We start from the raw sequence: 11,928 nt of genomic DNA, 5'->3' as shown, positions 1-11,928 counted from the left end.
CCGGCAGCTAGGGCGGACCGGGACTTGCTCACGTGCCGGTCTCTCCGACCGCGGCGGCGGGGCCGGCCCGCGGTGACTGGCCGGCAAGCACGAGCATGGATAAACTTCGGCCCATGCAGCAGCCACTGCGGGTGGATAGTGCTGGTGTGCAGGTGATGGCCGGCAGATGGGGCGCCACAGCGGGCGACCTCGAGCAAACGACTGCCCCGGCGGGGTTGGGTTTGTCGTCTCAGGCCAGCGCCGTAGCAGTGAACGCCGCCCATGCCGATGTCGCAGCGTTCACGGCGGGACTGGCCGCACGGATTTGTGTCCGTGCCGTCCACGTCGCCGAGGCCGATTCCCGCTATGTCGCCAATGAAGCTGACTCGGCCCACGAGCTGGCGGCCTTGGCCTCCCCGGAGGCCTGCGTCTAGCGATGCGAGCGCCCGCAGCGTCTGCCAGCCTCGCTCAACTGCTGGCCTGGCCCACCGAACACCTGACTGAAGCTGCCGATTACTGGCAGGCCGTCGGCGGACGCTGCTACGGGGTGGCCAATCAGGTCTGGCGGGAAGCGATTTCAATCGATTGGCAGGGCGAGGCGGCCGACAGGTTGCGGACGGCGACCCATTCCGACATGCTGACCACCAGTGCAGTGGCCGACCAGTTGCACGAGGCGGCCAAAGTCGCCCGTAGCGGGGCCTCGGATCTGTATGGCGCCCGCTCACGGGTCCGCTATGCGGTGGAGGACGCCCACGCGGAGGGGTTCGAGGTGGGGGATGATCTTGCGGTCACCGACCGCTCCCGCGGTGGGTCGGCCGTGCAGCGGTCTGCCCGGCACGCCCGGGCGCTGATCCTGGCCGGCGATATCCGCGGGCGCGCGGCTCAGCTGGTGGACGTCGACCAACAGGTAGCCGGCAAGATCACCGCAGCGGTGGCCGGCATCCGCCAGGCTTTCCCCCAAGATTCGGACAAGACAGACGCCCATGTCCATCCCGTCGACAACCACACCTTCAAAGAGCAGCCTCCGCCCCCCACGTACCCGATCAACGAGGTGATCGCCGAGGCTACGGACCTCGACGGCAACCATGTCGTTCTCCGGCGCGGCTACTACGACGAGAGCACACAACAAGGTTTCGGGTGGGACAAGGCGTACTGGCGGCACCACGTGGTCAACCCCAACGTTTTCCGGGATCTGATCTCACACAGTCGACCGGTGAGCAGCCAGGGCGGAACCCTTGTCTACGAGGTTCCGATCAACCGTGTGCACTGTACACAAGGGCCGCTTGGGATCGCCGATTGCGAGGATACGGGCGAGAGCCTGACCATGAGGATCGTGGCGAACGTCAACGAAGGACGTCCCGGTATTCCCGATGGCGGACAGAAAGGGGTCATCTCGATGTATCCGCTCGCGGGGGGTAGTGGAGTGGTTGAAGTGGAACCGGGTTGGACGCTGACACCGCCATGGGTGAACAAAAATGTGCCCATCAACTGACGCTAGCGACGCGCAAGATCAATTTGCCGCCGAGGTGTTGCACAACCTGTTGCGGCACATCGAAGTTGAGAACAACCGCGGTCACGGCCCCTACCTTGTCACGCACGCCTGGACCGAGGGCGCGACGATGTACTGTGTCTACACCGCCCCACCTTCGGATAGAACCTGGGGATTGGTCCGCGACACCAGAGAGTCGATCATCGACCCGGGTCCGTGGCCGGATCTTTCCGAGGCGGTCCTCTACTACTACCTCTGCGATTTCGAGGAGAATCAGCCGTCCTCGTCGTCCCGTCGGCCAGGCGAACCCGAGACCATCTGGTGGTTCGGCTCTCCGCGCGAACGCCTGCCGCAACGGCCGTCGGATATTCCCCAGGCGTACCGGTATTCGTCGCCGACGACAACGCCCGCGACGGAGCTTGGCTCAGAACAGGATCGGCCCGCGATCAACGAGCCTCGGCTGTACGGGAATCGGCCGTAACCAGCGCGACAGTTCCGATCGTCGTCCCCGGTGGGGCGAACGTCGGCAAGCTCGTCGTCAAGACATTTCGCCAGCGAGACCGCTCCCCGGTTTGTCGCTGAAAAGTCGCTCTGAGGCGGGCATTTTGCGTAGTGGTTCTGTAGCGGTGGCCGCTGTGACAGATGTGGCACCCTGGTGCCGGTGCGCCCGTGTGGTCGGCCCGGTGAGGTAGAACTGCACCACCGCATCATCGCCAGCGAAAGGGGCCGCGTGGGCAAACTCGTCCGGGACAAGATTCCCGATATCATTCGAGCCTCCGGACGCACTCCCCGGGTCACGACGTTGGCCGCCGGTGCATACCTGGCCGCTCTCCACGACAAGCTGCGCGAAGAGGTCGACGAACTGATCGCGGTGACGACAACCGAGTCCCTCATCGAAGAGGCCGCCGACGTGCTGGAAGTGCTTCAGGCCATCGCCGCCGAGCACGGCGTCACGCTCGCGGACGTCGTCGACGCCGGAGACCGCAAGCGCGCTGAGGCTGGCGGGTTCGGGAAACGGCTGTACCTGGACGGCGTCGACCCCTACCCGGCCGGTTAGTTTGTCCCACATCAGTTGTAGGCCGTACTTCCCTCAACCGCATGCGTCGTGCTGATGAGCTTGGCGATGCAGTGGTCCCCGTCTAGTGCTTGGTCCCTGCACCATGCCAACGGACCGGCCGGGTCGGGAAATGCCATGCCGACCACGGTGACCCAGAAGTCGGGCGCCGAAAAGGTCGACCAGTCACCCGACCACAGCAGCCGCACGTCGGGATAGCGCTGCCGGAGGTCCAGATGCTCCTGCAGGGTCATGGTGTTGTCCCACACCACACCCTGATCGACGACGCCAGGGCGTTTGGAGCTCAGTTGCGGCACCCAACGGTCGGCAAGGGTGGCGGCCACGAATGGCCGGTCCTCATCGGCAATCTCGCGCAGCCGCTGCGCGGCGTCCAGCGGCGCGGAGGCGGCCGTGCTTTGCGGGTAGACCGGCTGCGTGGTCGAGGACGGCTCCGGCTGGTGGGTGGTCACGCTGGGTGGGGTAGCGGCCAGTGCCGGTGAGGGGGTCTGCGGCTCCGTGTTCCGGCCGGCGACAACTGCGATCGCCGTCAGCACCACGACGCCGACGAGCAGCAGCGCGGCGGTGGCAATCAAGGCCGGCAGCAAGTACTTTCCACGGCCTTGTGCCGCCGGAGCCGTTGGGGGAGGAGGGTATTGGACGTTGAAGGGTGGGTAGCTACCCGGTCCCGCCCTGTATTGGGGCGCCTCCATCGTGGGGGCGCTGGCCGCCGACGTCGCGTCGGCGAGGGCGCGCTTGGCGGCCCGGCCGAGCGCTCCGGCACTGCCGTAACGGTCATCGGGGTGTTTGGCCATGCCGCGGGCGACGACGTCGTCGAATGACGCCGGAACGCGGGCATTGACCGCACTGGGCCGCGGCGGCGGGGACGACAGGTGGGCCGCGATGACCTGGTGGCCATGGCCCGTGAACGGCTTGTGCCCGGTCAACGCCTCATGAAGAACGCATGCCAGCGCATAGACATCGACGGCCGGTGTCGCCTCGGAGCCCCCGAACCGCTCGGGCGCCATGTAGTCGAAACTGCCCACCTGATAACCCGCCATCGTCAGGTGGGTGTCACCCCTGGTCTCGGCGATGCCGAAGTCCACCAGGTAGGCGAAGTCGTCCGGCGTGACGATGATGTTCTGCGGTTTGACGTCGCGATGGATCAGTCCTTCGGCGTGTGCGGCGTCGAGCGCGGCCGCGATCTGGCCGACGATGTCGGTGGCGCGCTGCGGGTCCAGGGCGCCTCTCTTGAGCGTGTCGTGCAGGGTCTGGCCCCGGACCAGCCGCATGTCGATGTAGAGGACGTTGTCGATCTCACCCCAGTCGTGGATCGGGATGACATGCGGCTCTTGAAGGATGGCCGCGGCACGAGATTCGCGCAGGAAGCGGGCGCGAAAATTCTCGTCGTCGGCGTACTGCTCGTTGAGCAGCTTCAACGCGACCGTTCTGCCCTTGTCGGTGTCGTAGGCCTCGTACACCTTGCCCATGCCGCCCGTACCGAGCAGTCGGACAACCTTGTACTTGCCGAACATTTCGCCGACGAGCGACTTCACCGTATCCCCTGCTTCCTTTCGCCACGGTCAGTATCCGACGAGACGGCGGGCAGCGCAGGCGTTTGCCGAGGAAGTCCTATCGCGGAAGGCGGTGCTCGCCGGCTACTCCCTGGGGCAACAGCCGACGTCGGAGAGCCGGTCCAGCTGCTCGAGGAATTGGTGGGCTTCGCGGTAGGCGGCGGCCGTGGACGGCTTTTGGCAGGGCATCTTGTGCAGCACCGACGCCGCCGTCCCGAGTCGCACCAGGACATCACCGACGTCGGCTTCCGGGATGTCCACCACGGCGCCGCGGTAGTTGCTCAAGATGCACTGGATCGCCTTCGGCAACCGCCTGGCGTCCGGGGTGATGCCGTCGGCCAGCAGATAGGGCAGCTTCCAGGTATGCGTGTCGTTCGCGGCGCCGACATAGGCGAAGCACTGCATCGCAACCTTGTATCTCGGGTGCAGCTCACCGGCGGCGCCGAGATCCACATCAGATCCGACCTCGTCGCCGCGCATCGACAGCGCACCAAGCCCAACCGGGCGATCCGGGCGGAGCCGGTAGATGCCGTGAACCGACAACCACCACAGATCATCGGGGGCTTCGTCGGCATCAAGCTGAAGCCACACCCGAGGGCGCAGCCCGCCGCCGACGACGTCGGCCGCGTACAGCATGATCGAGTCGCTGACCGCCACGGCCTTGACGCGCTGATCGTCGGCATAGCGACGGGCCTGCGCCAACGCGGCCTCGATCGCCGACTGGCGCCCGGTCAGCCAGCCAGGCCGTTTCACCTCCAGGACGAGGTACTTCAGCCCCAGCCGCGTCAACACGATGTCGGCCCGTTCCACCTGCGGCCGGACGTTTTCGATCGGCCAGTCCAGGACCGTGGTGAAAAGGTTCTCCAGGATGTTCTCGGCGACCTTCTCCACGGGCTGCCCGCCGCCGCCCTGCTGCAGACGTCTCCGGCGCTCGGCGGCAAACGCCGGCCACGCCGTCTGTATACGTTCGGCGCACTTGCGGTAGGCGGCCAGCCTGCTGACCGAATCGCCACCCGCTGCGGCGCTTACAGCTTCCTCCACGTCTGGCTCCGGCATGCGTCGAGGGTAAGCGGACCGCGGCCGCCAGTAAGGTGTTTTGGCAGAGTGACTGAAGCGCAACAGCCTGCGCCGGCACCTGGCGCTACGTGGACCTCATGACCGAACGCAACCGCCGCTTCCTGCTCCGCCAGCGCCCCTCGGGGCGCATCGACGCGGACACCTTCGAGCTCAGCGAGGAGGCGGTCCCGCAGATCGGCGACGGCGAGGCGCTGGTGCGCGTCGACTGGATCTCGCTGGACCCCACGAACCGCGGGTGGATCAACGCCACCCCGACCTACCTGCCGCCGGTGGGGATCGGTGAGGTCATGCGTGGCCTGGGCCTCGGCGAGGTGATCGCCTCCAACAGCCCGGACTATCGGGTCGGCCAGACGGTGCAGGGCCTCGTCGGCTGGCAGCAGTACGCGGTCGCCTCGCCGACGGCGCCGTTGATGCCGGTCGAGGTCGCCGAAGGTGTCTCGCCGAGCGCGTACCTCGGCGCGCTCGGCATGACCGGGCTGACCGCGTGGGTCGGGATCCACGACATCGGCAAGCCGAAGCCGGGGGAGACGGTCGTGGTCTCGGCGGCGGCCGGCGCGGTCGGCTCGGTCGCCGGCCAACTCGCCAAGGCCGCGGGCGCGCGCGTCGTCGGCATCGCCGGCGGCCCCGACAAGTGCGCGCTGGTCACCGCACGGCTCGGCTTCGACGCGGCCGTCGACCACAAAGCCGACGACTGGGCCGCCCAGCTCGCCAAAGCCACGCCCGACGGCATCGACGTCGACTTCGAAAACGTCGGCGGCGACATCATGGACGCCATCTTCGCGCGCCTCAACATCGGTGCGCGCGTGGCGCTGTGCGGGCTGATCTCCGGCTACAACTCCGCCGATCCGCCGCCGGGGCCGCGCGCGTTCGGCAACCTGCTCATCCAGCGCGCGACGCTGCAGGGCTTCGTCGTCCTCGACCATTTCGGGCAAGCACAAGAGGCGATCACCGAGATCGCCGGCCTGATCACCGAGGGCAAGCTCACCCCGCTCGAGACGGTCATCGGGGGCTTCGAGCAGTTGCCGACCGCGATCAACATGCTCTTCGACGGCACCAACGTCGGCAAGCTCGTCGTCAAGGTGTCCGAGTAGAGCGTGCCGGCCGGCGCCAACCGCAGCCCCGCTGGCAGGCCGAACGCTAGCTGGTGCCGAACCCATCAGATACGCCCGCAGCCTCTTTCACGACCACTGTGGTCGAATTTCCAAGACCCCTCGCGCAATAACGCATGGTCGCAACCGCTCACCTCGGCGCGGGTGCCGGAGCGGACACAGAGAGCTACGTGGCGCCGAGGATTAGTGCTACTCTGTAGCACATGGAGAGGATTGGTGTTCGCGAGCTCCGGCAGAACGCCAGCCGCTATCTGGCCAAGGTCACGTCCAGCGGAGACCCTATCGAAATCACCGAGCACGGGCGTCCGATCGCCCGGCTCGTCCCCATCACCGACGACACCTGGGCGGACATGATCGCGGCCGGGGAGATCACCCCGGCCGCGCGCGGCGGAAACATCCGGGACATCGAACCGATAGCAAGCGACTTCGACGCCTCGCAAGCGCTCGCCGAGCTGCGCGCCGGGGAACGATGAGGACATACCTCGACACATCAGCGTTGGTCAAACTCGTTGTCTCCGAAGGTGAATCCGCGGCTCTAAACGCGTACCTGCGTCGGGTCGGCGACGACACGCTGTTCACTGCGGCGCTTACCCGAACCGAGCTCGTCCGCGCCGTCGCCGGCGCCGGCAGCGCGGCGGTAGTCCAGGCGCGTCGCATCCTGGACGAGCTCGACACCATCAACCTGACCCGGGGCCTGCTTGATGCCGCCGCTGACATGCGCCCCGCCCGCTTGCGCACTCTCGATGCCATCCACCTCGCCGCCGCCCAGCGTGCCGGTGCGGAGCTGCGCGCGGTGCTTACCTACGACAACCGGATGGCTGCCGCAGCCGCCGACCTCGGTATCACGGTCGAAGCGCCGGCGTAGAGCCCACGGCGCCGCCGGATTCCTGCGGGCACCGACTGGCTGGCCCAACGCCTGAGATGTACGCCGCCGGCGCTGCTTGCTGGTGGTCGTCGTCGAAAAGTCTTCGGCAAGATCAGTCGGCATCATTACTTGTCCCAAGCTCTGTGCGGGGCGTCCCATTGCATGCACAGATCCATGCATGTATACATGCACTATGGCAACCAAGACGATATCGATCGATCTCGAGGCTTACGAACGCCTTCGGACCGCTCGGCGTTCGCCGAACGAATCGTTCTCTCATGTCATCAAGCGCGCGCACTGGCGCAACGAAACCCGCACGGCAGCAGCGCTTCTCGATGCACTCGCCGGACTGCCGACGGTGAGCGACGACGTTCTCGCGCGCCTGGACGCAGCGCAGCGCGAGGACACGCCGCCGGATGACCAATGGCGCTCCGGCTGAGCATCGACACCACGTTCCTGATCGATCTGCAAAGGGAACGAGTCTCCGGTGGTGACGGCGGCGCCGCGCACCGTTTCCTCAAACGGTCGCCAGACGCGGAGTTGTTCCTGTCGACGATCGCGCTGGGCGAGTTCGCTGAAGGATTCGACCAAGCTGAACACCCCACCGTGGCAGCCATGCGCGAAGGTCACGTAGTCGTTCCGGTGGATGATCAAACCGCGTTTGTCTACGCCAGAGTGACACGCGAACTACGTCGCCGCGGCGAACTGATCGGCACCAACGACCTCTGGATCGGTTGCACGAGCTTACGATTAGGGATCCCGGTGGTCACCGCGAACACGGTGGATTTCCGGCGTATCGATGGGCTGGGCATTGTGGAATACCGCTGATAGCCTGTCGCGCGCGTCGGCCACGACCTGACTCGTGCAGGCGTGAACGGCGGCTGCCGCCGGTCGACGTACCACGGTTCTTCGGCGGAAAGCCTTTCCGCGCAAGCTATTTCGCGTCGCGACTGATCTTATACCTGCACCGGCGGGCCGGCAGGACAGTTTCGACCGCTGGGTACGACGAACCAGGGTGGCTCGGACGGACCCATATGGACCGTCGGCCGCGTCCGCTACCGTGGGTTGATGACCGAACGCAACCGCCGCTTCCTGCTCCGCCAGCGCCCCTCGGGGCGCATCGACGCGGACACCTTCGAGCTCAGCGAGGAGGCGGTCCCGCAGATCGGCGACGGCGAGGCGCTGGTGCGCGTCGACTGGATCTCGCTGGACCCGACCAACCGCATGTGGATCGACGCCACCCCGACCTACCTGCCGCCGGTCGGCATCGGCGAGGTCATGCGCGGGCTCGGCCTGGGCGAGGTGATTGCCTCCAACAGCCCGGACTATCGGGTCGGGCAGATGGTGCAGGGCCTGGTCGGCTGGCAGCAGTACGCGGTCGCCTCGCCGACGGCGCCGTTGATGGCGGTCGAGGTCGCCGAGGGTGTCTCGCCGAGCGCCTATCTCGGCGCGCTCGGGATGACCGGGCTCACGGCGTGGGTCGGGATGCGCGACATCGGCAAGCCGAAGCCGGGGGAGACGGTCGTGGTCTCGGCGGCGGCCGGCGCGGTCGGCTCGGTCGCCGGCCAGCTCGCCAAGGCCGCCGGTGCGCGCGTCGTGGGGATCGCCGGCGGCCCCGACAAGTGCAAGCTGGTGACCGAGCGGCTCGGCTTCGACGCGGCCGTCGACCACCGCGCCGACGACTGGGCCGCCCAGCTCGCCGCGGCCACGCCCGACGGCATCGATGTCGACTTCGAAAACGTGGGCGGCGACATCATGGACGCGATCTTCGCGCGCCTGAACATCGGTGCGCGGGTGGCTCTGTGCGGCATGATCTCGGGCTACAACGCGGCCGATCCGCCGCCGGGGCCGCGCGTTCGGCAACCTGCTCATCCAGCGCGCGACGGTGCAGGGCTTCATCGTCCTCGACCACTTCGGGCGTGCGCCGGAGGCGATCACCGAGATCGCCGGCCTGATCGCCGAGGGCAAGCTCACCCCGCTCGAGACGGTCATCGAGGGCTTCGAGCAGTTGCCGACGGCGATCAACATGCTCTTCGACGGCACCAACGTCGGCAAGCTCGTCGTCAAGGTTTAGCGCCCGAACCCAATTCACGTGCCACCGCATCGAACGCCCGCAACGTGTCCAACTGCAGCTGCGGATCCCCGGAGTTCGGCTGGGTGGACAACTTGGCGGCCACCACCTGCGCGGACCGGTTGACGTAGATCATCTGCCCGCACATGCCCAGGCATAACGCAATGTTGTTGCCCAGGTAGGGAATCCACACCTGGTTGCGGTACATCCCACCGGGCATGTCGGTGCCCTGCGGGCAGGCGGCGAACGCCGCACGCGAATCGGGCCCGCCGGTAAGGGTATCGGCGATCCACGCCGCCGGCACCACCTGCTGCCCGGTCAGCGACACGCCGTCGCGCAGAAATAGCGAACCGAACCGGATCATGTCGGTCAGGCAGGCGCTGATGCCGCCGTCGAAAACCCCGGTGCCGGCCGCGTCCACGCCGATGGTGGCATCGCCCAACGCGCCGATGCGGCTCCACAACAGCTCCGACATCAGCTCGGGCATCTCCTGACCGGCGGCGGCCTCACAGACCCAGCCCAGCACATCGGTTTCACACGAACGATATTCGAACGGACCGCCGTGCGCCGACTTCCGGTGCAGGGTCAGCAGGTAGTCCCGCAGCGTCAACGGCAGGTCCGTCCTGATCGGACGCTGCCACCCGATCACCTGCTCGCGCACGTGGATCTCCGCGTCCGGATCGTCGTAGTCCTCCGAGAACAAGACCCCCGACCGCATGTCCAGCAGGTGGCGCACCGTCGCCCCGGCGTAACCGCACTCTGCCAGGGCCCCAACGTAATCCGTGACGAAAGCGTCGACTTCCAGCACACCGGCCCCGCACAGCGCGCCGACCACGGCCGCCACCAGCGACTTGCTCACCGAGAACAACAAATGCCGGGTCCCCACACCCATGCCGTCGCGGTACTCCTCGGCCACCAACACCCCGCGGTGCGCAACGGCCCACCCGTCGCTATGACTGCCGGCCATCACCTCCCCGACGGTGCCGGCCGTCCCGTCGATGCGGGTCACCGCGATCTCGGCGATCGGCGCACGGGCGCAGGGCAACGAAGCCACCGGGCCGCTCCCGCGCGGGATCACCGCGGTCGGCATGAAGTCCTCGACGTGCTGAAAAGCCCAGTGCGAGTGCGGCGGCGACAGCCAGTTGTCCAGCGACAGGCCGGCCGGGACGCCGCTCACGCCCGCGCGACGAGCCGCGAGACGATCGGCGCGGCCGGCACCAACGGTGTCGAGACGAACTTCGCCCGCATGCCCTTCACCCAGCGTTGGCAGCGTTCGGTGAGCTGATAGTCGGCGGTTTGCAGGTGTCCGCGGGTGACCAGCACGCCGAGTTGGGCGCCCTCGGAGCGCAGGTCGCCGGGCGCCGCGACACGCATGTAGAAGGCCTCGGACCCGTCGAGCAGCGTGGCCCAGTCGTTGGCGGTGCGCGCGAAGGAGACTCGGCCGTCGTCGTCGATGCGCCACACACCGGTGCGCGGTGTCGCGGTGAACAGCTCGATGTCCGGCGATGTCTCGTTGATGATCACCTGTCCCCAGACCTCGTCCTCGCCGTATCCCCGCTCCCAGCGGGCGTTGATCTCCTCGATGTCGAGTTCGTACTCCACGTCCATGTACTCGAGCAGATGAAACAGGAACAGCGGGATGTCGGCGTAGGCCTCGGTGGTCAGGTTGGTCATCGGGCTGGCGCCGGACAGGCGCGGGTTCACCTCGCCGAGGTAGAGCACGTCGGAGTCCAGGTCGTGCAACAGGTCGACCTCGAAGTAACCGCGGTAACCCTCCCGGCGCATGATGTCGCCCAGCTTGCGAACCATCTCGCGGGCGGCGTGGGTCTGCGCGGGCGGCAGCACCTCGCGCCAGATGTCGTTGCCGCACCACGCGCCCCGGTAGGGGGTGAGCTCCCGGTAACCGACGAGGCTCGTCATCGCGGGGCCGATCACGGTGCCGTGGCGGGTCACCGCACCCTCGATGCACACCTCGACGTTGCGGATCCGCTTCATGACTTTGAGTTCCTGGGTGGCCATATCGGCGGCGTGCTCGTCCCAGTCCTGCTGACCGCGCACAAAGAACGTCCCGCTGCCGGCATTGCCGAAAGGGATCGAGACGACGAGGTCGTCGCCCAGCCCGGCGCCTTCTGCGAGCGACAGCAGCTCCTCGTAGGCGCCGGCCCGTCCGATCACGTGCGGCACGCTGGGTATGCCCGCCTCGTCGGCCAGGCGCGTCATGACGGTCTTGGAGCCCAGGCGATTGCGCAACTCCGCGGCCGGGTGCATCACCTCCAGACCCGCCTGCCGGGCGAGCCCCTGAGTCTCCTCGTCCAGCATCACGAAGCAGGCCTTGCCCCCGGGTCCGCGGCCCGCGATGAACTCGAGCGTCTCGGGGTCAGACAGCAGGTGGTTGCACACGTCGCCCATGGAGTCGAAATCGCGGCGGTCACGCCGGCGGGGCACGAACACCCGCGAATGCACGCCCTCGAACGAGTCAAAGTAGGTCAGGTAGAAGAAGTTCCGCACCCAGCGGTCGATGCCGAGCAGGTTGAACGGGGTCGGCGAGATGAAGTACAGCGGCGTGGTGTTGGTGTGGAAGAACGCGCGCACGTCCGAGAGGCAGGTCAGCGGGCGGACGGCGTCGGCGGGCGTGCTCACGACGGCCGCGCTGTCGTCGGTGACGCCGCGGCGGCGGCATGCTCACGTGGCTGCATCCGACCAGTCTGCCCAC

Annotated in this window: 13 protein-coding genes and 1 pseudogene; 10 read left to right on the top strand and 4 right to left on the bottom strand. The window is 67.4% G+C overall.

Going from position 1 to position 11,928, the window contains the following annotated elements; genetic code table 11:
• Positions 1–113 precede the first annotated feature (113 nt).
• The 4 genes from ACJ512_RS19320 (at position 114) to ACJ512_RS19305 (ending at position 2,525) form a co-directional block, all read left to right on the top strand.
• Entirely contained in the window at positions 114–413 is a 300-nt protein-coding gene (locus ACJ512_RS19320; RefSeq protein WP_407688153.1) for a hypothetical protein, read from the top strand.
• 2 nt (positions 414–415) lie between these two features.
• On the top strand, positions 416–1,471 hold the full coding sequence (locus ACJ512_RS19315; protein ID WP_407688152.1) for a hypothetical protein: 1,056 nt from the start codon (positions 416–418) through the stop codon (positions 1,469–1,471).
• Between the two features lie 34 nt (positions 1,472–1,505).
• Entirely contained in the window at positions 1,506–1,949 is a 444-nt protein-coding gene (locus tag ACJ512_RS19310) for a hypothetical protein (RefSeq protein ID WP_407688151.1), read from the top strand.
• 249 nt (positions 1,950–2,198) lie between these two features.
• Positions 2,199–2,525: a pyrophosphohydrolase domain-containing protein gene (locus ACJ512_RS19305; RefSeq protein ID WP_407688150.1), complete on the top strand. Its 327-nt coding sequence runs from the start codon at positions 2,199–2,201 to the stop codon at positions 2,523–2,525.
• An 11-nt stretch (positions 2,526–2,536) separates the two neighbouring features.
• Here the strand turns inward: ACJ512_RS19305 and ACJ512_RS19300 are convergent, their stop codons facing one another.
• Both ACJ512_RS19300 and ACJ512_RS19295 read right to left on the bottom strand, forming a co-directional pair.
• Positions 2,537–4,075, bottom strand: a complete 1,539-nt coding sequence (locus tag ACJ512_RS19300; RefSeq protein ID WP_407688149.1) for a serine/threonine-protein kinase — start codon at positions 4,073–4,075, stop codon at positions 2,537–2,539.
• Positions 4,076–4,177: 102 nt separating this feature from the next.
• Positions 4,178–5,149: a type I restriction endonuclease gene (locus tag ACJ512_RS19295; RefSeq protein WP_407688148.1), complete on the bottom strand. Its 972-nt coding sequence runs from the start codon at positions 5,147–5,149 to the stop codon at positions 4,178–4,180.
• A 98-nt stretch (positions 5,150–5,247) separates the two neighbouring features.
• On the opposite strand from ACJ512_RS19295, the gene ACJ512_RS19290 reads away from it, so the two are divergent.
• The 6 genes and pseudogenes from ACJ512_RS19290 (at position 5,248) to ACJ512_RS19265 (ending at position 9,218) form a co-directional block, all read left to right on the top strand.
• Entirely contained in the window at positions 5,248–6,261 is a 1,014-nt protein-coding gene (locus ACJ512_RS19290) for an NADP-dependent oxidoreductase (protein WP_407688147.1), read from the top strand.
• 221 nt (positions 6,262–6,482) lie between these two features.
• Positions 6,483–6,752 carry a type II toxin-antitoxin system Phd/YefM family antitoxin gene (locus ACJ512_RS19285; RefSeq protein WP_407688146.1) on the top strand — a complete coding sequence of 90 codons (270 nt, stop codon included), beginning with the start codon at positions 6,483–6,485 and terminating at the stop codon, positions 6,750–6,752.
• A gap of 23 nt (positions 6,753–6,775) precedes the next feature.
• Positions 6,776–7,144 (top strand): type II toxin-antitoxin system VapC family toxin, encoded by a 369-nt coding sequence (locus ACJ512_RS19280; RefSeq protein WP_461479804.1) that lies wholly within the window; start codon positions 6,776–6,778, stop codon positions 7,142–7,144.
• A gap of 193 nt (positions 7,145–7,337) precedes the next feature.
• A complete protein-coding gene (locus ACJ512_RS19275; RefSeq protein WP_407688144.1) occupies positions 7,338–7,583 on the top strand; it encodes an antitoxin VapB family protein in 246 nt (81 codons plus the stop codon).
• A complete protein-coding gene (locus tag ACJ512_RS19270) occupies positions 7,568–7,972 on the top strand; it encodes a type II toxin-antitoxin system VapC family toxin (RefSeq protein WP_407688143.1) in 405 nt (134 codons plus the stop codon). Before ACJ512_RS19275 ends, ACJ512_RS19270 begins: the two co-directional genes overlap by 16 nt.
• A 240-nt stretch (positions 7,973–8,212) precedes the next feature.
• A pseudogene (locus tag ACJ512_RS19265) lies at positions 8,213–9,218 on the top strand (NADP-dependent oxidoreductase).
• Here the strand turns inward: ACJ512_RS19265 and ACJ512_RS19260 are convergent.
• Positions 9,208–10,365, bottom strand: coding sequence for a serine hydrolase domain-containing protein (locus ACJ512_RS19260; RefSeq protein ID WP_407688156.1), 1,158 nt, complete (start codon positions 10,363–10,365; stop codon positions 9,208–9,210). The pseudogene ACJ512_RS19265 and the gene ACJ512_RS19260 overlap by 11 nt on opposite strands.
• A 23-nt stretch (positions 10,366–10,388) precedes the next feature.
• Positions 10,389–11,855 carry a biotin carboxylase gene (locus tag ACJ512_RS19255; protein WP_407688142.1) on the bottom strand — a complete coding sequence of 489 codons (1,467 nt, stop codon included), beginning with the start codon at positions 11,853–11,855 and terminating at the stop codon, positions 10,389–10,391.
• Positions 11,856–11,928 lie beyond the last annotated feature (73 nt).

This window comes from Mycobacterium cajalii (genome assembly GCF_045809005.2).
Taxonomy (GTDB): domain Bacteria; phylum Actinomycetota; class Actinomycetes; order Mycobacteriales; family Mycobacteriaceae; genus Mycobacterium.
Note: the sequence above shows the minus strand (reverse complement) of the source record. Positions and strands in the feature narration are given on the sequence as shown.